2 protein-coding genes are annotated in these 23,508 nt (G+C 71.7%); both read left to right on the plus strand.

Annotated elements, in window-relative coordinates; genetic code table 11:
• The first annotated feature begins 9 nt into the window (after positions 1-9).
• The gene (locus HUO13_RS18230; RefSeq protein WP_211902502.1) at positions 10-13,014 is read left to right on the plus strand and encodes a type I polyketide synthase; all 13,005 of its coding nucleotides are present in this window, start codon (positions 10-12) and stop codon (positions 13,012-13,014) included.
• A gap of 17 nt (positions 13,015-13,031) precedes the next feature.
• The gene (locus HUO13_RS18235) at positions 13,032-23,480 is read left to right on the plus strand and encodes a type I polyketide synthase (RefSeq protein WP_211902503.1); all 10,449 of its coding nucleotides are present in this window, start codon (positions 13,032-13,034) and stop codon (positions 23,478-23,480) included.
• Positions 23,481-23,508: the final 28 nt, after the last annotated feature.

Genomic DNA, 23,508 nt, shown 5'->3' on the forward strand with positions numbered 1-23,508 from the left:
TGGGTTCGGGTGGCAGGCAGCGATGAGGTCGGGATCGGCGGCTCGGTGACGGCCGGGGACGAGGCCGTGGCGGTGGTCGGCCTGGCGTGCCGGCTGCCGGGAGCGCCGGACGTCCCCGCGTACTGGCGGCTGCTGCGCGACGGCGTGGAGGCGGTGGGCGAAGCGCCCGCGACCCGCTGGAGCGCGGACGGCCCGGAGCTGCCGACGGCGGTCTCCGGTGGCGCGCTGCGCGCGGGCTTCCTCGACCAGGTCGACCGCTTCGATGCGGAGTTCTTCGGGATCTCGCCGCGGGAAGCGGCCCTGCTCGATCCGCAGCAGCGGTTGGTGCTGGAGCTGACCTGGGAAGCCCTCGAGGATGCCGGGATCATCCCGGGCGGTCCGGACGACAGCACCGGCGTGTTCTTCGGTGCCACCTCGGACGACTACGCGGCACTCCGCCACCGGGCCGGGGATCGGAGCGCCACGCAGCACACCCTGACCGGCACCAACCGCGGCATGATCGCCAACCGCGTCTCCTACGCGCACGGCTTCCGCGGTCCGAGCATGACCGTCGACAGCGCGCAGTCGTCGTCGCTGGTGGCCGTGCACCTGGCCTGCCGCAGCCTGCGCGACGGCGAATGCTCCGTGGCGCTCGCCGGTGGCGTGAGCCTCAACATCGCGCCGGACGGCTACCACGTGGTGGAGGGTTTCGGCGCGCTGTCGCCGGACGGGCGCTGCTACACCTTCGACTCCCGCGCCAACGGGTACGTGCGCGGTGAGGGCGGCGGTGTCGTGGTCCTCAAGGCGCTGTCGAAGGCCATCGCCGATGGCGACGAGATCTACTGCGTCATCCGGGGCAGCGCGACCAACAACGACGGCCCGGGTGAGGGTGGCTTCACCGCGCCGAGCCGCGAAGCGCAGGAACGGGTGCTGCGGCAGGCCTACCGGCGGGCGCGCATCGACCCGGCCGCGGTCGGGTTCGTCGAGCTGCACGGCACCGGCACGCCGGTGGGAGACCCGGTCGAAGCCGCCGCGCTCGGAGCCGTTCTCGGGACGGCCCGGGGCGAGAGCTCGCCGTTGCCGGTGGGGTCGGCCAAGACCAACATCGGCCACCTGGAGGGGGCCGCGGGCATCGCCGGGCTGATCAAAGCGGTGTTGTGCCTCCGGCACCGGGAACTGGTGCCCAGCCTGAACTTCGACGAACCCAATCCCGCGATCCCGTTGCCGGACTTGGGACTCCGGGTGCTCACGGGTCTCGAGCAGCCCGGCGCGGGCGCCGATCCGCTCGTGGCCGGGGTGAGCTCGTTCGGCATGGGCGGGACGAACTGCCACGTCGTGCTGTCGGAGTGGTCGCCGGTGCGCGACGAACCCGACGACGACGCGCGACCCTCCGAAGAACTCCCGGTCGTCATGCCCGTTTCCGCAGGCACACCGGCGGCGCTCCGCGAGCTGGCGGGGCGGTTGCGGGACCACCTGGCGGAATCCGGCACGCGGCCGGTCGACGTCGCGTACTCGCTGGCCGCCACTCGTGCGCCGCTGCGGCACCGCGCGGTGCTGCTGCCCGACGAAACAGGGGCGCTGGAAGGTGCACTGCGGTCCCTGGCGCAGGACGACGTGAGCGCGAACGTGGTCCGGGGCGTGCCGGTGCCGGGCGGCGTGGCGTTGCTGTTCGGCGGGCAGGGCGGCCAGCGGCCGGGCATGTGCCGCGAGCTTCACGCGGGTTCCAGCGTCTTCGCGCGGGCCTTCGACGAGATCTGCGCCGCGATGGACCCGCACCTGTCCCGCCCGCTGCGCGAGCTGGTGTTCGCCGAGCCGGACTCGGCCGAGGCCGCGCTGCTGGACGAGACCGAGCACACCCAGCCTGCCCTGTTCGCCGTCGAGGTCGCGTTGTTCCGGCTGGCCGAGCACTGGGGCGTCGCGCCCGATGTCGTGCTCGGGCACTCCGTCGGCGAGCTGGCAGCCGCGCACGTCGCCGGAGCGCTGTCGCTGGAGGACGCCTGCGCGCTGGTCGCGGCCAGGGGACGGCTGATGCAGGCGCTGCCCGCCGGTGGCGCGATGGTCTCGGTGCGGGCGAGCGAAGCCGAGCTGGCGGCAGACGTGGTGTCGGCGTCCGGCCGGGTGTCGATCGCGGCGGTGAACGGCCCGGTGTCCACCGTGATCGCCGGGGACGAGGAGCCGGTGCTCGCGATCGCGGACCGCTGGGCGCGTCGCGGACGCAAGGCCAAGCGCCTGCGTGTGAGCCACGCGTTCCACTCGCCGCGGATGGACGGCATGCTGGCGGACTTCCGCGCGGCGGCCGCGCGGGCCGACTGGCGGCCCACGCGCATCCCCGTCGTCTCCAACGTGACGGGCCAGGTGCTCACCGACGACGAGATCGGTTCGCCGGAGTACTGGGCGAACCACGCGCGCCAGGCCGTGCGGTTCGCCGACGGAATCCGGAGCTGCATGGCAGGCGGCGTCACCACGTTCCTCGAGCTGAGCGCCGACGGTGCGTTGTCGGCACTCGGACGGGACTGCCTCGACGGCGAGTCCGCGGACGTCGCGTTCGTCCCCCTCCTGCGTGGGCCGGAACGCGGCGAGCGGCGCTCGGCGATGTCGGCACTGGCGCGGCTGCACGTGCGCGACGTCGGCGTGGACTGGCAAGCGGTCTACGACGGTGCGACGCGGGTGAAGCTACCGACGTATCCCTTCCAGCGACGGCGGTTCTGGCTGACCGGCTCCACCGTCGATGACGCGGCACCTTCCGCACCGCGGGCCCGGCAGCCACTGGCCGACCGGATCGCGGACCTGCCGGAGCACGAGCAGGACCACGCCGTGCTGGAGCTGGTTCTCCGGCACACCGCAGCGGTCCTGGAACACGACGCGCCGGACGCGGTCGACCAGCGGCTTTCGTTCAAGGAGCTCGGTTTCGGCTCGCTGATGCTGGTGGAGCTGCGCGACGAGCTCGCGGAGGCGACCGGAAAGGCACTGCCGGCGACGCTGCTCTTCGACCACCCCACGCCGGCCGCACTGGCCCGCGGTCTGCGCGCGGAGCTGACCGGCACGACTCCGGCTCGTGCGGTGAGCACCGAAGCTCGGACATCGGACGAGCCGATCGCGATCGTGGCCATGGCCTGCCGGTATCCGGGCGGTATCCGCACGCCGGAGCAGCTGTGGAACTTCGTGCGCGACGGGGGCGATGCGATCGGCGAGTTCCCGGTGAACCGCGGATGGGACCTGGACGCCCTGCACCACCCGGACCCGGACCGCGCGGGCACCAGCTACGTGCGCCACGGCGGTTTCCTGCACGACGCCGACGAGTTCGACCCGGCGTTGTTCGGCATCAGCCCCCGTGAGGCGTTGGCGATGGACCCGCAGCAGCGGTTGTTGCTGGAGACCTCGTGGGAGGCGTTCGAGCGGGCCGGGATCGATCCGATGTCGCTGCCGGGCAGTCCGTACGGGGTGTTCGTCGGCGCGACCGCGCACGACTACGGGCCGCGGATGCACGAGGCAGGCGACGGGCTCGACGGCTACGTGCTGACCGGCACCACGCCCAGCGTGGCGTCCGGGCGCATCGCCTACACCTTCGGCCTCGAAGGGCCCGCGGTCACCGTGGACACAGCCTGCTCGTCGTCGCTGACGGCGCTGCACCTGGCGGCGCGGTCGCTTCGCGACGGGGAGTGCACGGCCGCGCTGGCCTGCGGGGTCACCGTCATGTCGAACCCGGGCATGTTCGTGGAGTTCAGCAGGCAGCGCGGGCTGGCTCCGGACGGCCGCTGCAAGGCATTCTCCGCCAAGGCCGACGGGACGGGCTGGGCCGAGGGCGCGGGTGTCCTGCTGCTGGAACGGCTCTCCGACGCGCGGCGGCACGGGCATCCGGTGCTGGCGCTGCTGCGCGGCAGCGCGATCAACCAGGACGGCGCGTCGAACGGCCTGACGGCCCCGAACGGACTGTCGCAGCAGCGCGTCATCCGGCAGGCGCTGGCCGCCGCGGCTCTCGAACAGTCCGATGTGGACGCAGTGGAGGCGCACGGTACGGGCACCTCGCTGGGCGATCCGATCGAGGCCCACGCGCTGCTGGCCACCTACGGGCAGGAGCGGACCGAACCGCTGCTGCTGGGTTCGGTCAAGTCCAACATCGGCCACACCCAGGCGGCGGCGGGCGTCGCCGGTGTGATCAAGGTCGTCATGTCCTTGCGCCACGGGCTGCTGCCGAAGACGCTGCACGTGGAGCAGCCGTCCCCGCATGTGGACTGGACCTCGGGCGCGGTGTCGCTGCTGACCGAGCCGGCCCCGTGGCCACGCGCGGACCGTCCCCGCCGTGCTGCGGTGTCGTCCTTCGGCATCAGCGGAACCAACGCGCACGCGATCATCGAGCAGGCCCCGCAGGTGCAGCAGCGCGACGAGCGAGCTGAGCTGTCGATGGCCGCCCTCGCGTGGCCGCTCTCCGGAGGCACCGACTCCGCGCTGCGTGAACGAGCCATCGAACTTTCGTCCCACGTGGACGACCTGCCGTCGGAGGCCGTGGCACTGGCCTGCGGTGCGCGGGCATCGTTGCCGAATCGGGCTGTCGTCGTCGGGCGGGGTCGCGAGGAGCTGCTCGGCGGCCTGACCGCGCTGGGGCGCGCGAACACGGCCGCGAACGTCGTCAGCGGGACCGCCGACATCTCGGGCGAGACCGCGTTCGTCTTCCCCGGCCAGGGTGGTCAGTGGCAGGGGATGGCGCTGGAGCTGCTGGCCGAGTCCGAGGTCTTCGCCGCCCGCCTGCGCGAATGCGCGGAGGCGGTGGAGCGGCACGTGGACTGGTCGCTGCTCGGCGTGTTGCGCGGTGATCCGGGGCAGCCGTCGCTGGAGCGGGTCGACGTGGTGCAGCCCGCGCTCTTCGCGGTGATGGTCGCTCTGGCCTCGCTGTGGCGTTCCTACGGAGTGGAGCCCGCCGCGGTCGTCGGGCACAGCCAGGGGGAGATCGCCGCGGCCTGCGTCGCGGGAGCGCTGTCCCTGGAGGACGCGGCAGCGGTCGTTGCGCTGCGCAGCGAGGCCCTGACCGAGTTGTCCGGGCTGGGCGGGATGCTGTCGGTGTCGCTGCCGCAGCACGAAGTCGTCTCGAGGATCGATGGGCGGGTTTCGGTCGCGGCGGTCAACGGACCGGAGTCGGTGGTGCTCTCCGGTGAACGCGCGGCGCTCGACGAGCTGCTGGCCGCGTTCACGGCCGAAGGGTTCCGCGCCCGGTCGATCCCGGTCGACTACGCCTCGCACTCCGCGCAGGTCGAGTCCATCCACGTGCGCCTGCGCACGCTGCTCGCGGGGATTTCTCCGCGAGCCTCGCGGATTCCGTTCTACTCGACGGTGACCGGTGACCGCATCGACACCCGCGAGCTGGACGCCGAGTACTGGTACCGCAACCTGCGCCACACCGTCCGCTTCGAAGCGGCGGTCAGCGCCATGACATCCCGGGGTCACCGCTTCTTCGTCGAGGTCAGCCCGCATCCGCTGCTGGCGGTCGGGGTGCAGGACACGCTGGAGGCGGCAGGATTCAGCGGCCTGGCAACCGGGTCGCTGCGCCGCGAGCAGGGTGGTCTCGACCGCTTCCTGCTCTCGATGGCCGAAGCGCACGTGCGGGGCATGGCGGTCGACTGGTCCGCGCCGTTCGACGGCTCGGGCGTGGTGCCCGCCGCACTGCCGACCTACCCGTTCCAGAGGCAGCGCTACTGGCTCGAGGCACCCCGTTCGGCTTCGGACCCGTCCGACCTCGGGCTGGCATCGGCGGAGCACCCGCTGCTCGGCGCGGCGACACCGGTCGCCGGGACCGGCGGCTGGATGCTCACCGGGGCGTTGTCGACCCGCACCTCGCCGTGGCTTTCCGACCACGCCGTCCTGGGCGCGGTTCTGCTGCCGGGTACCGCGTTCCTCGAACTGGCGCTGCACGCCGGCCGGCAGGCCGGCTGCGACCTGGTCGACGAGCTGACCCTGCACAGCCCGCTGGTGCTGCCCGACGATCGTGGCGTCCGGCTCCAACTGGTCGTAGGCGCACCGGAGAAGGACGGGCAGCGGTCGCTGGAGATCCACTCGCTGCCTGAGGACGACGCGAACGGGGACGACTGGACGCACCACGCGAGCTGCGTGCTCTCGCCTGGCGACGATGTGACTCCGATGCCGGACGCCACCTGGCCACCTGCCGGTGCGCAGCCGGTCGACGTCGACGACCGCTACGACCGCCTGGCGGAGCAGGGCTACGGCTACGGGCCGGTGTTCCAGGGCCTTCGTGCGGCGTGGCGCCGGGGCGAGGAGGTCTTCGCCGAGGTGGTGCTCGACGAGGAAATCTCCACGACAGCCGGGGCCTACGTGGTCCACCCAGCGGTGCTGGACGCCGCCCTGCACGTGGCCGGGCTGCTGCCTTCGGTTCCCGATGGGACTCTGCTGCCGTTCAGCTTCAGCGGCGCACGCGCGTACTCCACCGGGACTTCGACGCTGCGGGTGCGGCTGGCACCTGCCGGGGCGGCCTCCGCAGACGCCGTCGCCTTGTCGCTGGTGGCCACCGACCAGCACGGTGACCTGGTGGCCACTGTGGACTCCCTTGTGATGCGCCCGGTTTCGCCCGACCGGCTCCACATCGCCCGGCACGACTCGCTGTTCCGGCTGGAGTGGGTCGGCGCGGCCCCCTCGGCGCCGGGGGAGTGGGCGGTCGTCGGTGCGTCCTCCCTTCGCGGATTGCCGGGATGCACCGGCCACTACCAGGACCTCACCGAGCTGGCGGCCGCGCAGGACCCGGTACCACCGTCGGTGCTGGTCGAGCTCGACACGGCGGGCGAGATCGCCGGGGTGGTGCACCGGGCTCTCGCGCTGGCGCAGGAGTGGCTGGCGGAAGAACGGTTTTCCGATTCCCGGCTGGTGTTGGTGACGCGCGGGGCCGTCGCGGCGAAGGCCGGCGAGGACGTTCCCGACCTGGCCGCCGCGGCGGTGTGGGGTCTGCTGCGCTCCGCCCAGGCGGAGAACCCGGACCGCTTCGTGCTGGTGGACATCGACGACCACGACGCCTCGCTGCGCGTGCTTCCCCAGCTCGGAGACGAACAGCACGCGGTGCGCGCCGGCGCCGTGCTGGTGCCGCGACTCGGGCGCGCACCGCAAGCCGCGGCACCGTCGGGTTGGGACGGTGACGGCTCCGTCCTGATCACCGGCGCCGGCGGCACGCTCGCCGGGATCCTGGCCCGCCACCTGGTAGCCGAGCGCGGCGTCCGGCACCTGCTCCTGGTCAGCCGCCGTGGTGGAGCTGCCCCGGGGACGGCCGAGCTGTGCGAGGAGCTGACCGGCCTGGGCGCGGAGGTGACCGTCGCGGCCTGCGACGTCGCCGACCGGGCCGCGCTGGCCGAACTGCTGGCCTCCATACCTCCGGAACGGCCGCTGACCGCTGTCGTCCACGCCGCAGGCACCCTCGACGACGGCGTCATCGAGTCGCTGACGCCGCAGCGCGTGGACCACGTGCTGCGCCCGAAGGCGGACGCGGCGCTGAACCTCGCCGAGCTCACCCGCGACGCCGACCTGAAGGCGTTCGTGCTGTTCTCCTCCGTCGCGGGTGTGTTCGGCAGCCCGGGCCAGGCGAACTACGCCGCCGCGAACGCGGTGCTGGACGCCTTGGCCGCGCAGCGCCGGGCGCGCGGCCTGCCCGCGCAGTCCCTGGCGTGGGGGTTCTGGGCCGAACGCAGCGGCATGACCAGCCACCTCGACGGCGCCGACCTGTCCAGGATGGCCCGCGGCGGCGTGGTGCCGCTGTCCTCGGCCGAGGGCATGGCGCTGTTCGACACCGCCGCCGCGCTCGACGACGCCGTGCTCGTCGCGGCTCGCCTCGACGTCTCGGCGCTGCGCGCCCAGCGCGACGCACTGCCGCCGGTGCTGCGTGGTCTGGTGCCGACTTCTTCCCGGCAATCCCGTCGAACGGAGTCCGGCGGCGCGTCCTCGCTGTCCCGGCGGCTGGCCGCAGCGTCCCCCGCCGACCGCGAACACCTCGTGCAGGAGCTCGTGCGGACCCACGCCGCCGCCGTGCTGGGGCACGAGAACCCCGAGTCGGTGCGACCGGACAGGCCGTTCAAGGAGTTCGGCTTCGACTCGCTCACCGCGGTCGAACTGCGCAACCGCCTCAACACCGCCACCGGCGAGCGGCTGCCGACCACGGTCGTCTTCGACCACCCCACACCGCAGGCGTTGACGCGGTACCTGCTGACGGTGCTGACCGGCACCGGGGACCGGCCCTCGACCTCCGCAGCGGTCACCGCCACCACCGGTGAACCCATCGCGATCGTGGCGATGGCCTGCCGGTACCCGGGTGGCATCGCCTCGCCGGAAGACCTCTGGCGGCTGGTCTCCGAAGGCGGCGACGCCATCTCGGCGTTCCCCACCGACCGCGGATGGGCACTGGACGGCCTGTTCGACGCCGACGCCAACCGCGCGGGTACCTCCTACGTGCGGGCGGGCGGTTTCTTGCACGACGCCGACGAATTCGACCCGGCGTTGTTCGGCATCAGCCCCCGTGAGGCGTTGGCGATGGACCCGCAGCAGCGGTTGTTGCTGGAGACCTCGTGGGAGGCGTTCGAGCGGGCCGGAATCGACCCGCTTTCGGTGCGCGGCACCGACGTGGGCGTGTTCGCCGGCGTGATGTACCACGACTACGCGTCCCGGCTGCGCCAAGTGCCTGAAGGCGTCGAAGGTCACCTGCTGACCGGCAACACCGCGAGCGTGGCCTCCGGGCGCGTCGCCTACACCTTCGGGCTGGAGGGCCCGGCGGTCACCATTGACACCGCGTGCTCCTCATCGCTGGTCGCGCTGCACCTGGCGTGTCAGGCGCTTCGCCGCGGCGAGTGCTCGATGGCGCTGGCCGGCGGCGTGACCGTGATGGCGACTCCGAGCACGTTCACCGAGTTCAGCAGGCAGCGCGGCCTGGCTCCCGACGGGCGGTGCAAGCCGTTCGCCGCCGCCGCAGACGGCACGGGCTGGTCGGAAGGAGCCGGCCTGCTGCTGGTCGAGCCGCTGTCGCTGGCCCGCCGCAACGGGCATCCGGTGCTCGCGCTGGTGCCGGGCTCGGCGGTGAACCAGGACGGCGCCTCCAACGGGCTCAGCGCCCCGAACGGCGTCGCGCAGCAGCGCGTCATCCGCCATGCGCTGGCCGACGCGCGGCTGTCCACCGCGGACGTCGACCTGGTCGAGGCCCACGGCACCGGCACCACCCTCGGCGACCCGATCGAGGCCCAGGCGCTCATCGAGACCTACGGGCAGGGCCGCGAAATTCCGCTGCACCTCGGATCGGTGAAGTCGAACATCGGGCACACCCAGGCGGCGGCGGGTGTCGCGGGGGTGATCAAGAGCGTCATGGCCATGCGCTCCGGGACGCTCCCGCGAACCGTGCACGTCGACCAGCCGTCCCCGCACGTCGACTGGTCGGTGGGTGCGGTGGAACTGCTCATCGAGTCGCGACCGTGGCCCGAGAGCGGACGGCCGCGCCGCGCGGCGGTCTCGGCGTTCGGCATCAGCGGCACCAACGCGCACGTGATCCTGGAGCAGGCCGTGGAACCCGCACCGGCCGAGCCGTCGCGGCGCGAGCTGCCGGTGGTGCCGTGGGTGCTGTCGGCCGACAGCGACCGAGCCCTGCGGGCGCAGGCAGCGCGGCTGCTGACGCACGTGCGCGACCACACGGAACAGGACGCCGCGGACCTCGGTCTCTCGCTGGCGACCGGCCGCGCGGCTCTGGCGCATCGCGCCGTGGTGCTCGGCGCAGGCCGCGACGAGCTCCTGCGCTCGCTCGGCGGATTGGCCGAGGGACGCGAAGAGCAGGGGATCGTGCGAGGGCGGGCGGACGGCGCACGCGGCCGCGTGGCGTTCGTCTTCCCCGGCCAGGGCGCGCAGTGGCAGGGCATGGCGCTGGAGCTGCTGGACGGGTCCGAGGTCTTCCGGCGCCGGATGCGCGAGTGCGCCGAGGCAGTCGAGGCCCACGTGGACTGGAAGGTCCTGGACGTCCTGCGCGGCGCCGACGGAGCACCGTCGCTGGACGCGGTCGAGGTCGTGCAGCCGGTCAGCTTCGCCGTCATGGTGTCGCTGGCCGAGCTGTGGAAGTCCTGCGGCGTGCAGCCCGCCGCGGTGATCGGCCACTCGCAGGGCGAGATCGCCGCCGCCTGCGTCGCGGGAGCCCTGTCGCTGACCGACGCGGCCAGGGTCGTGACCCTGCGCAGCGCCGCGTTGCGCAATCTCGCAGGCAGCGGCGCGATGGCGTCGGTGGCGCTGCCCGCGGAGCAGGCCGAGAAGCTGCTCGACGGCTACCGGCTGTCGGTCGCGGCGGTCAACGGGCCGTCGTCGACCGTCGTCTCCGGCGCGGTGCCGGACGTGGAAGCGCTGCTGGCCGACTGCGAGGCGCGGGGTGCGCGCGCCCGCCGGATCGCGGTGGACTACGCCTCCCACTCCGCCCACGTGGAGCGGATCGAGGACGAACTCGTCGACGTGCTCGCGCCGATCTCGCCGCGTGGCGGCGAAGTCACGCTCTTCTCGACGGTGACGGGCGCCGAGGCCGACACCCGCGAGATGGACGGCGGCTACTGGTACCGGAACCTGCGGCGGACCGTGCGCTTCGAGGAGGCGGTCCGGGCGGCGATCGAGGCGGGCTTCGACACCTTCGTCGAGGTGAGCCCGCACCCGGTCGTGGCGCAGGGGATCGAGGAGACCGTCGACGCCTGCGGCCGGGCGGCCGCGGTGCTGACGACGCTGCGCCGCGACGACGGTGGGTGGGACCGCTTCCTGGCCTCGCTCGCCGAAGCCCACGTGCGCGGTGTGGCGGTGGACTGGCGCGCGCTGTTCGCCGGCACCGGGGCCGCCCGGGTGGATCTGCCCACCTACGCCTTCCAACGGCAGCGCTACTGGCTGGAGGACGCCGAACCCGCCGCTTCCCGGGCGCAGGACCCGGCTGAGGCCGGGTTCTGGGACGCTGTCGAGCGCGCCGATCTAGCCGAGCTGTCGGCCACGTTGGACATCACCGGCGACGAACCGTTCAGCAGCGTGCTGCCGAGCCTTTCGGCGTGGCACCGGCGGCGCCACGACCTCGCCGCCGTGGAGGACTGGCGCTACCGCGTCGTGTGGCGGGAGGCACCCGAACCGTCGGCTCCCGCGTCGCTGCCGGGCACGTGGCTGGTCCTCGTGCCGGACGCCGAGCGCCACCAGCCATGGGTCGCCGCGACCGTGCGCGCCATGACCGAGCGCGGCGCCAGGGCGGTGACCGTCGAGTGCGGGGAGAAGGACACCGATCGCGCGGCGTTCGCCGACCGGCTGGGGCGAGTGCTCGGCGAGGAGCCGGACGTGCGCGCGGTGGTCTCGCTGCTCGGGCTGGACGGGCGAAGGCATCCCCACCACGCCGTGGTGCCGGTCGGCCTGGCCGTCACGCTGGCCCTGGTCCAGGTGATGAGCGATCTCGACCGCCGCATTCCCGTCTGGATGCTCACGCGGGGCGCGGTCGCCGCGGGTGCCGAACGTCTGCGCCGCCCGGAACAGGCCCAGATCTGGGGGCTGGGGCGGGTCGCCGCCCTGGAGCACCCCCGGCAGTGGGGCGGACTCGTCGACCTGCCCGAGGACCCGGACGAAACCGCGTTGGCCCGGCTCTGCGGCGCGCTGGCCGGAGGCTGGGGCGACGAGGACCAGTTGGCGCTGCGGGAGAGCGGAGTACTCGTGCGCAGGCTGGTGCGTGCGCCCGTCACCGGAGCACCGGTGCGGCGCTGGCGGCCTCGCGGCACCGCCCTGGTCACCGGCGGAACCGGTGCCCTCGGCCCGGAGATCGCGCGCTGGCTGGCGGGCAACGGCGCCGAGCACGTCGTGCTCGTGAGCAGGCGGGGCGCGGACTCGGACGGGGCCGCCGAACTCGCCGAGGAACTGCACGAACTGGGCACCGAGGTGAGCTTCGAGGCGTGCGACATGGCCGACCGCGACGCTGTCGAGGCGTTGCTCGGACGCCTGCGCGCCCAAGGACGCGAGGTGCGCTCGGTGGTGCACGCGGCCGCGCTGATGCGCCTGGCCGCGCTGGCCGACACCGACCTGCGGGAGTTCGCCGACGTCATGGCGGCCAAGGTCGACGGCGCGCGTCACCTCGCCGAACTGCTCGACCCGGACCGGCTCGACGCCTTCGTGCTGTTCTCCTCCATCGCCGGGGTGTGGGGCAGCGGCGACCACGGTGCCTACGCGGCGGCCAACGCCTACCTGGACGCCTTCGCCGAGCACCTGCGTGGGGACGGGCGCGCGATCACGTCGGTGGCGTGGGGTGTGTGGGACGGTGCGAGATTCCCCGAAGGCGTCGATGCGGACCAACTGCGCCGCCAAGGTCTGCCGCTCATCGCGCCCGGACCGGCGTTGACGGCGTTGCGGCAGGTGCTCGACCACGACGAAGCGGTGGTGTCGGTCGCCGACGTCGACTGGGAGCGCTTCGTGCCGCTGTTCACCTCCGCACGCCCGCGCCCGCTGCTCGACGAGGTGCCGGAGGCGGCGCCGGCCCCCGCCGACGATGGGCCGGGCGAGCCCGAGTCGTCGTGGCCGGAACGGCTGGCAGCGCTCGGCGAAGCCGACCAGAGCGCGGCGCTGCGGGCGCTCGTGCGGGAGCAGGCGGCGTTCGTCCTCGGCCTCGGCGACGGGGACTCGATCGACGACGGGCGCGCGTTCCGCGAGCTGGGCTACGACTCGCTGACCGCGATGGAGCTGCGCAACCGGCTCAACGCCGCCACCGGGCTGCGGCTGCCCGCGACGCTGGTATTCGACCACCCGACACCCGCCGCTGTCGCCGAGCACCTGCGTTCCCGGCTCGTGCGCACTGCATCCGATTCGCAGGTGCCGGTGTTCTTTGAACTGGACCGGATCGCGGCCGCGGTGGCGGCCGGCGGAATCGACGAGGACGAACGGGCCGAGGTCGAGACGCGACTGCGCGCCCTGCTCTCGGCCGTCGGTGCGGAGGAGGTCGCCGCCGACCCGGACCGCGAGGACCTCGACGCGGCCACCGACGACGAGATGTTCGACCTCATCGAGAAAGAGCTCGGCACCACCTGACGAGGGAACTGCTGGCAATGGCTGACGAAGACAAGCTCCGCGAGTACCTCAAGCGGGTCACCGCGGACCTGCGCAAGGCGAACCGGCGCCTCCGGGAGGTCGAGGACGCGCAGCGGGAACCCGTCGCGATCGTGGGGATGGCCTGCCGGTACCCGGGCGGCGTGACCTCGCCCGCCGAGCTCTGGCAGGTGCTGGCCGACGGCCGCGACGTGATCTCCGGTTTCCCCACAGACCGGGGCTGGGACCTCGACGGCCTCTACGACCCCGACCCCGCGCGGTCCGGCAGGTCCTACGTGCGGTCGGGTGGTTTCCTCGACGACCCCGGCGGTTTCGACGCCGCGTTCTTCGGCATCAGCCCGCGCGAGGCGCTGGCCATGGACCCGCAGCAGCGGCTGCTGCTGGAAACCGCCTGGGAGGCGATGGAAGACGCGGGCATCGACCCGGCGGCGCTGCGCGGCAGCCGGACGGGCGTCTTCGTCGGCCACAACTACCAGGAGTACGGGCCCCCGCTGCTCGACGCGCCCGAGAGCGTCGAAGGCCACCTGGTCACCGGTGTGGTGCCCAGCGTCGCCTCGGGCCGCGTCGCCTACTCGCTCGGCCTGGAAGGCCCGGCGATGACAGTGGACACGGCGTGCTCGACATCGCTGGTGTCCCTGCACCTGGCGTGCCAGGCGCTGCGTCGCGGCGAGTGCTCGATGGCGCTGGCCGGCGGCGTGACCGTGCTGGCGACACCCGGCACGTTCGTGGAGTTCAGCCGCCAGCGGGTGCTGGCAGCCGACGGGCGCTGCAAGGCTTTCTCCGACACCGCGGACGGCATGGGCATGGCCGAGGGCGTCGGCATGCTGCTGGTGGAACGGCTTTCGGACGCCCAGCGGCTCGGGCATCCGGTGCTGGCCGTCGTGCGGGGTTCGGCGGTGAACCAGGACGGTGCGTCCAACGGTCTGACCGCGCCGAACGGCCCGTCGCAGCAGCGCGTCATCCGGGCGGCGCTCGCCGGCGCGGACGTGTCCGCGGCCGACGTCGACGCCGTCGAGGCGCACGGCACCGGAACCGCCCTGGGCGATCCCATCGAGGCGCAGGCGTTGCTGGAGACCTACGGGCAGGATCGGCACCGCCCGCTGTGGCTGGGCTCGGTGAAGTCCAACATCGGCCACACCCTCGCCGCGGCAGGTGTGGCGGGCGTGATCAAGATGGTCATGGCCCTGCGCCACGGCCTCCTGCCGAAGACACTGCACGTCGACCGGCCCTCGTCGCACGTGGACTGGGAGTCGGGCGCGGTCTCCCTGCTCACCGATCCGCAGCCGTGGCCGGAGCCGGAGGACAGGCCGCGTCGTGCGGCGGTGTCCGCCTTCGGCATCAGCGGAACCAACGCCCACCTCATCCTGGAGCAGGCGCCGGAAAGAGTCGCGGCGGAGGCGACCGCGAAGCGCCCGCCGTCGGCCGTCCCGCTCGTGGTGTCGGCTCGCAGCGAAACCGCCCTGCGCGACCAGGCCGCCGCCCTGCGACGGCACACCGAGCTGCACCCGCAAGCACATCCGGCCGACATCGCGTACTCGGCGGCGACGACGCGCTCCGCGTTCGAGCACCGCGCGGTACTTCTCGGCTCCGCCCGCCAGGACTTCATCGATGGCCTGCACGTGCTTGAAAAGGGCGCACCCGCGGCGGACGTGCTGACGGGGACCGCCGGCCGCATCGGCAAGTCGGGTTTTGTGTTTGGTGGTCAGGGTGGTCAGCGTTGGGGGATGGGTGCGGGGTTGTGTTCTCGTTTCCCGGTGTTTGCTGAGGTGTTTGGTGCGGTGTGTGATGAGTTGGGGGTGCCGGTTGGTGAGGCGCTGTCCGGTGACGATCGGGGTCTGATCGATCAGACCTTGTTTGCGCAGTGTGGGATTTTTGCGCTTGAGGTGGGGCTGTTTCGTCTTCTGGAGTCGTGGGGTGTGGTTCCCGATTTCGTGTTGGGTCATTCGGTGGGTGAGTTGGGTGCGGCTCATGTTGCTGGGGTGTTGTCGTTTCGGGATGCGTGCACGGTGGTGGCGGCTCGTGGCCGGTTGATGCAGGCTTTGGAGCCGGGGGTGATGTTGGCGGTGGCGGCCTCGGAGGATGAGGTTGTTCCGTTGTTGTCCGACCGGGTGGCGGTCGCGGCGGTGAATGGCCCGTCATCGGTCGTGGTTTCGGGTGAGGAGTCCGAGGTTGCCGTGATCGAGGAGCGTTTTCGGGGTCGCAGGGTGAAGCGGTTGCGGACGAGTCATGCGTTTCATTCGCCGTTGATGGATCCGATGTTGGAGGAGTTCCGCGAGGTTGTCGCGTCGGTGTCGCTCAGTGCTCCCCGGATTCCGTTCGTGTCGACGGTGACGGGTGCTCTTGTCGATGACGAGGTCACGACACCCGATTACTGGGTGCGCAATGTCCGTGACACCGTGCGCTTCCTGGATGGTGTTCGGGCCATGCATGAGCAGGGTGTCGACACGTTCGTCGAGTTGGGTCCGGATGGGGTGTTGTCGGCGGCTGGCCAGGAATGCCTGCCCGACTCGGATGCGCTCTTCGTGCCAATCCAGCGCCGCGATCAGCCCGAAACCGAGAGCGCGCTGGCCGCGATCGGCAAGCTCCACGTGCGCGGCCGCACGCCTGACTGGGAAGCCGTGTTCCACGGCCTCGACGTCCGCCGGACCGATCTGCCGACGTATGCGTTCCAGCACCGTCGCTACTGGCTGGAGCCGGGTGCTTCGGCCGGCGGCATCAGATCCGCCGGGATCGGCACGCTCGACCACCCGCTGCTGGGCGCCCTCGTGTCGATCCCGGGCGAGACGGGTCCGGTGCTGACCGGGCGGTTGTCCGTCCGGACGCATCCCTGGCTCGCCGACCACCGGGTACTTGGCCGGATCCTGTTCCCGGGCACCGCCTTCGTCGAAATCGCGCGCTGCGCGGCCGAGGTGACCGGTGCGAGCGGGGTCGAGGAGATCACGCTCGCCGCACCGCTGGTGCTGCCGGAAAGCGGTGACGTGGCGCTTCGGGTCGTTGTCGGCACCGCGGACGCGACGGGGCGTCGAACGGTCGAGATCTGCGCTCGGCCAGGCGACGCCGATGTGGAAGGCCCGTGGACCACGCACGCCACAGGTGTTCTCGCCGGGAGCGAGGAAAAGTCCGCCCCCGGATTCCAGGAATGGCCGCCGCGCAGCGCCGACGAGGTCGACCTCGTCCAGCTCCAGGAATCACTGGCCGACTCCGGACTGGACTACGGTCCGGCGTTCCAGGGGTTGCGCGCGGCCTGGCGCCGCGGCGACGAGGTCTTCGCCGAGATCGTGCTGTCCGGCGAAGTGGTCAGTGATGCCGAGGACTTCGGCCTGCACCCGGCCCTCCTCGACGCCGCTCTGCAGGCGCTCGCGGTGGCGTCACCGGACGGTCCGCTCCGCCTGCCTTTCGCGTTCAGTGGCGTGCGGTGGTGGTCTACCGGCGCTTCGTCCCTGCGAGTACGTCTCTCGCACACAGGCGGCGATGCCGTCACCGTCGACATCGCCGACGACGCGGGTTCGCCGGTGGCCGCGATCGATTCCGCATCACTGCGCCCCGTGAGCGCGCAGCAGATCGAGGCAGCCCGAGCCGATGCAGGCGAATCGCTGTTCCGGCTCCGGTGGGTGCCGTTCGAGTCAGGTACCGACAGCGGGGGCGACGGCTGGGCGGTGGTCGGCGACGGGCATTTCGGGCGGCCCGCATCCCGCTACCCGAATTTGGCCGCGCTCGGCGATGCGCTGGACGGCGGAACGACCGTGACCGACGTGTTCGTCCTGGTCGACCCGGACGATCACTCGGCATCGGCCAAGGCCGGTGCGGTGCTGGAGACCGTCCAGTCGTGGCTCGCCGACGAGAGGTTCGCCGATGCGCGCCTGGTTTTCGTGACCAAAGGCGCCGTCGCCGACGAGTCGGGTGTCGCGGACATGACGTCCGCGGCGGTGTGGGGTCTCCTGCGTTCGGTCCAGGCCGAGGCACCCGGTCGCGTCGCTGCGGTCGATCTCGATGACGACCCGGCTTCGTGGAACGCACTGCGAAGTGCGCTGGACGAGCCGCAGTGCTTGGTGCGCACTGGCCGGGCGTTCGTGCCGCGGCTGGAGCGGGTGCACGGGCAGAAGCCTGTGGTGTGGGATGCCGACGGCACGGTGTTGGTGACCGGCGGCACCGGAGCCCTGGGGCGTCTGCTGGCGCGGCACCTGGTGGTCGAGCACGGCGTGCGCCGGTTGGTGCTGCTGAGTCGTTCCGGCGAAGCCGGTGGCCTGGATGCCGAGCTGGCTTCGCACGGTGCCCAGGTGTCGGTCGCCGCCTGTGATGCGGCGGATCGGGACGCCGTCGCCGAGGTGCTGGCATCGATTCCGGCGGAGTTCCCGTTGCGCGCGGTGCTGCATGCCGCCGGTGTCGTCGACGACGGAGTTGTCTCCGCGCTGACACCGGAGCGGCTCGACCGGGTGCTGCGTGCCAAGGTGGACGGTGCGTTGGTGCTGGATGAGTTGACGCGGCACCTCGACCTGTCGGCGTTCGTCCTCTTCTCCTCCGCCTCGGCCACGATCGGCAGCGCGGGGCAGGCGAACTACGCCGCTGCCAACGCGTTCCTCGACGCGCTCGCGCACCGGCGCCGCAGCGCGGGCCTGCCCGCGCAGTCACTGGCGTGGGGTTTGTGGGGGGAGCGCAGTGGGATCACCGGTGGGTTGTCGGATTCGGATCTGGCTCGGATGGCTCGGTCGGGGATCGTGCCGATGCCGAGTGAGGAGGCGTTGCGGTTGTTCGACACCGCACTCGCCACCGACGACGCCGTCCTGCTCCCGATGCGGCTGGACGTCGACGCTCTCCAACGGCTGGACCACGTACCGGCGGTCTTCCTCGGTCTCGTGCGCACGCGGCGCAGGCAGCCGCTCCGGGAGCGGGGTTCCTCATGGGCGGCGCAGCTGGAAGGGCTCTCCGAGTCCCGGCGCGCCGAGGTCGCGCTGGAACTCGTCCGCGGTCAGGCCGCCGTCGTCCTGGACCACCCTTCCGGCGCTGCGATCGGCCCGGACCAGGCGTTCTCCGAACTCGGCTTCGACTCCCTGACCGCCGTCGAACTGCGCAACCGGCTGAACGAGATCACCGGACTGCGGCTGCCCGCCACGCTGCTGTTCGACTACCCGACGCCGAACGCCCTCGCCGCGCACCTGGTGGGCCAGGTCGCCGGACAGCCGGCGGTCTCCAGCGCGCCGGCGACGGTGACCGCCAGGGACGACGAACCGTTGGCCGTGGTCGGCATGGCGTGCCGCTATCCGGGAGGCATCAACTCACCCGAAGACCTGTGGCAGGTCGTTCTCGACGGCACCGACGTCATCGCGGACTTTCCCGCAGACCGGGGCTGGGACGTTCGGAACCTGCCCATCGGCCGGGGCGGGTTCCTCGACGCCGTGGGAGATTTCGACCCCGCGTTCTTCGGGATTTCGCCGCGTGAGGCGTTGGCGATGGATCCGCAGCAGCGGTTGTTGCTGGAGGTGTCGTGGGAGGCGTTCGAGCGGGCTGGTGTTGACCCGTTGTCGGTTCGGGGCTCCCGGACCGGTGTGTTCGCAGGCGTGATGTACCACGACTACGCCGCACGCGTCCGGCAGATCCCCGGTGAGCTGGAAGGCTACCTGGGCAACGGGAACCTCGGCAGCGTCGCATCCGGCCGGGTGGCCTACACCTTCGGGCTCGAGGGGCCGGCGGTCACCGTGGACACGGCGTGCTCGTCCTCGCTGGTCGCCCTGCACCTGGCGGCGCAGTCGCTGCGAGCGGGGGAGTGCTCGATGGCGCTGGTCGGCGGGGCCACGGTGATGTCCGCACCCACCCCGTTCCGCGAGTTCGCTCGTCAGGGTGGGTTGGCGTCGGATGGTCGGTGCAAGGCGTTTTCGGATGGTGCGGATGGCACGGGGTGGTCCGAGGGTGCGGGGATGTTGTTGGTCGAGCGCCTGTCGGATGCTCGGCGGCTGGGGCATCGGGTGTTGGCGGTGATGCGGGGTTCGGCCGTGAACCAGGACGGGGCCTCGAACGGTCTCACCGCACCGAACGGGCCATCACAGCAGAGGGTGATCCGTGAGGCGCTGGCGAACGCGGGTCTCCGCCCGGATCAGGTCGATGTGGTTGAGGGGCATGGTACGGGTACTGCGCTTGGTGATCCGATTGAGGCGCAGGCGTTGTTGTCGACTTATGGTCGTGATCGGTCTGTGCCGTTGTTGTTGGGTTCGGTGAAGTCGAATCTGGGGCATACGCAGGCGGCTGCTGGGGTGGCGGGCCTGATCAAGATGGTGTTGGCGTTGCGGCGTGGTGTGGTGCCGGAGTCGTTGCATGTGGGTGTGCCGTCGTCGCATGTGGATTGGTCTTCGGGTGCGGTGTCGTTGGTGAGGGATGCGGTGGCCTGGCCCGAGGTGGATCGGCCCCGCCGCGCCGCGGTGTCCTCCTTCGGAGTGAGCGGAACCAACGCCCACGTCATCATCGAACAGGCTCCACCGGCCGAGGACGCCCAGTCGGCGGAAGCGGGCGGCGGTGCTCCGGTGCTCCTTTCCGCCCGAAGCGAGGAAGCACTGCGGGAGCAGGCCGAGCAGCTGCGCCGCCACGTGGAGGCGCACCCCGAACTCACCGTGCTCGACATCGCCTACTCCACGGCGAAGTCCCGCTCATCGCTCGAACACCGTGAGTCCGTGACGGCGGCCGACCGCCGGGAACTCATCACGAACCTGGCGTCACTGGCGGAAGGCTCCACGACCGGGCACTTGGCGGCTCCGACCAAGTCGGGTTTTGTGTTTGGTGGTCAGGGTGGTCAGCGTTGGGGGATGGGTGCGGGGTTGTGTGCTCGTTTCCCGTTGTTTGCTGAGGTGTTTGGTGCGGTGTGTGATGAGTTGGGGGTGCCGGTTGGTGAGGCGCTGTCCGGTGACGATCGGGGTCTGATCGATCAGACCTTGTTTGCGCAGTGTGGGATTTTTGCGCTTGAGGTGGGGCTGTTTCGTCTTCTGGAGTCGTGGGGTGTGGTTCCCGATTTCGTGTTGGGTCATTCGGTGGGTGAGTTGGGTGCGGCTCATGTTGCTGGGGTGTTGTCGCTTCGGGATGCGTGCAAGGTGGTGGCGGCTCGTGGCCGGTTGATGCAGGCTTTGGAGCCGGGGGTGATGTTGGCGGTGGTGGCCTCGGAGGATGAGGTTGTTCCGTTGTTGTCCGACCGGGTGGCGGTCGCGGCGGTGAATGGTCCGTCGTCGGTGGTGGTTTCGGGTGAGGAGTCCGAGATCGCCGCGATCGAGGAGCGTTTTCGGGGTCGCAGGGTGAAGCGGTTGCGGACGAGTCATGCGTTTCATTCGCCGTTGATGGATCCGATGCTGGAGGAGTTCCGCGCCGTCGTCGCGTCGGTGTCGCTCAGTGCTCCCCGGATTCCGTTTGTTTCCACGGTGACGGGTGCTCTTGTCGATGACGAGGTCAAGACTGCCGATTACTGGGTGCGCAATGTCCGTGACACCGTGCGCTTCCTGGATGGTGTTCGGGCCATGCATGAGCAGGGTGTCGACACGTTCGTCGAGCTGGGTCCGGATGGGGTGTTGTCGGCGGCTGGCCAGGAATGCCTGCCCGACTCCGACGCCGCGTTCCTCCCGGTCCTGCGTCGCGACAGCCCCGAGCCGGACAGCGTCTCGGACTGCCTGGGCAGGCTGCACGTCCGTGGTGCGGCCGTCGACTGGGCGGCGTACTTCGCGGGGACCGGCGCCCGGCAGGTCGACCTGCCGACGTATCCGTTCCAGCGGCAGCGCTACTGGCTCGAAGCGGATGAGGACGCCGGTGACGTCGGCGCGGCCGGGCTCGACGGTGACGAGCACCCCCTCCTCGGCGCCGTGGTCGAGTTCGCCGAGGGCAACGGCACGATCTTCACCGGCCGGATCTCCCGCCGCACGCACCCGTGGCTGGGCGACCACCTGGTCCACGGAGCGGTCGTCGTTCCCGGCAGCGCTCTCGCCGAACTGGCGCTGCGCGCGGCGGAGGAAACCGGCTGCGGCGGGGTGGAGGAACTGACCCTCGAAGTGCCGCTGACCCTCCCGGAGAGCGGCGCTGTCCAGCTCCAGCTCCGGGTGGAGGAAGCCGACGCTGCCGGACGCAGGCCGCTGACGATCCACGCGCGTCCCGAACCCCGTGACCACGATGAGGGGTGGACGTGCCACGCGCGTGGCGTCCTCGGGCCGGTCGCCGCGGAAGCCGCGGACCTGACGGCATGGCCGCCGCGGGATGCCGCGGTCGTGGACGTCTCCTCCTGCTACGCGGAGCTGGCGGATGCCGGGCTCGACTACGGGCCGCGTTTCCAGGGCCTGCGGCAGGTGTGGCGACACGGGGGCGGCGACCTGTACGCCGAGGTGGCCTTGCCCGATGACGCGGACGCCGTGCGCTTCGGGTTGCACCCGGCGTTGCTCGATGCGGCGTTGCACGCGATCCGTTACCTGTCCGGCGCGGACCTGGAGGGTGCCGCGCTGCCGTTCGCCTGGAGCGGTCTGGGTCTGCACGCGGTGGGTGCGTCGGAGCTGCGCGTGCGGATCGCCCGTGCTGGCAAGGACACCGTGGCCGTGTCGCTGGCCGACGGCACGGGCGCGCCGGTCGGCTCCATCGAGTCGCTGACCGTCCGCCCCGTGACAAGCGACCAGATCGCCGCGTCCAGCGGTGGTTCGCTGTTCCGGATGTCCTGGGTCCCGGAGACCACGTCCGCGTCCCATGTCGGAACGGAGCGCTGGGCGCTCGTCGGCACCGGCCTCGAAGCGCTCGAAGAGGCGTTGCCGGTCCCCAGGTCCTACGCCGACCTGACCGAATGCCTGTCGAGCGGCGACGAGCCGCCTGAGGTGGTGGTTATCGCGGGCAGCACGACAGGCGGTGCGACGCGGGCGACGGTCCGGATGCTCGACATCGTCCAAACCTGGTCGGCCGAGCCGCGCTTCGCCTCGACGCGGCTGGCCGTGTGCACCGGGGACCCGGAAATCGACATGGCCTCCGCGGCGGTGTGGGGATTCCTTCGCTCGGTCCAGGCCGAGAACCCCGGTCGGGTCGCGGTGGTGGCCCTGGATGACGACCCGGCCTCCTGCCGAGCCCTGCCCGGCGTTGTCGATGTACCGGAGTGCTTGGTGCGGTCGGGCCGGGTTTTCGCGCCGCGCCTGGAGCGCGTGCCGGGATCGGGCTCGGTGGTGTGGGACGCCGGTGGCACGGTGGTGGTGACCGGCGGCACTGGTGTGCTGGGTCGTTTGGTGGCTCGCCATCTGGTCGTCGAGCACGGTGTGCGGCGGTTGCTCCTGCTGAGCCGTTCCGGCGGCGCCGACGACCTGGTCGGCGAGTTGGCGGGTCTCGGTGCCGAGGTCTCGGTCGCGGCGTGCGATGTGGCCGATCGGGAGGCGGTCGCCGGGGTGCTGGCGTCGGTTCCGGCGGAGTTCCCGGTGTCCGCCGTGGTGCACGCGGCGGGTGTGGTCGACGACGGTGTGGTGTCGTCGTTGTCCGCCGAGCGCGTGGAGGGCGTGCTGCGTGCCAAGGTGGACGGTGCGTTGGTGCTGGATGAGTTGACGCGGCACCTCGACCTGTCGGCGTTCGTCCTCTTCTCCTCCGCCGCGGCCACGATCGGCAGCGCGGGGCAGGCGAACTACGCCGCTGCCAACGCGTTCCTCGACGCGCTCGCGCACCGGCGCCGCAGCGCGGGCCTGCCCGCGCACTCACTGGCGTGGGGTTTGTGGGGGGAGCGCAGTGGGATCACCGGTGGGTTGTCGGATTCGGATCTGGCTCGGATGGCTCGGTCGGGGATCGTGCCGATGCCGAGCGAGGAGGCGTTGCGGTTGTTCGACACCGCACTCGCCACCGACGACGCCGTCCTGCTCCCGATGCGGCTGAACACCGCCGCACTCGCCGGACAGCACGACATATCCCCGGTGCTGCGCGGTCTCGTCAGGAGACCGGAACGGCGGGTCGCGATGTCCGGACCGCGTTCGCTCCTCGCCCGCCTCGGCGGGCAGCCCCCGGCCGAACGGCGGCAGACCGTGCTCGACCTGGTCCGCCGGGAGGTCGCCGGGGTCCTGGCGTACGGGTCGCCGGAACTCATCGGCGTGGAACAGGCTTTCCAGGACCTCGGCTTCGACTCGCTGAGCGCCGTCGAACTGCGCAACCGGCTGTCGGCGGCGACCGATGTCCGGCTGTCGGCCACGGTGGTCTTCGACTACGCGAATCCCGCCGCCCTCGCCGATCACCTGCTGACGCAGCTCCCGCTCGAAGGCGCGGACCCGGCCGCGTCGGTGTCGGCGGAACTGGACCGACTGGAGGCGGCCCTGGCCGAGGCGTCGGCCGAACAGCTCGATCGGTCGCGGATCACGATGCGGCTCACCGCCCTGCTTGCGAAGTGGGGCGACGACAACGACCACCCGGATGACCGGGACCTTTCGACCGTGAGCGACGACGAGCTGTTCGGCCTGGTCGACGAGCTCGGGTCGAACTGAAGCGAACGCAGCAGGGGGATGAACTCGC

Source organism: Saccharopolyspora erythraea (genome assembly GCF_018141105.1).
Taxonomy (GTDB): Bacteria; Actinomycetota; Actinomycetes; order Mycobacteriales; family Pseudonocardiaceae; genus Saccharopolyspora_D; species Saccharopolyspora_D erythraea_A.

Excerpts from the sequence above, each read along its gene's own strand:
- HUO13_RS18235 (WP_211902503.1), top strand. The coding sequence starts at position 13,032 with ATGGCTGACGAAGACAAGCTCCGCGAGTACCTCAAGCGGGTCACCGCG.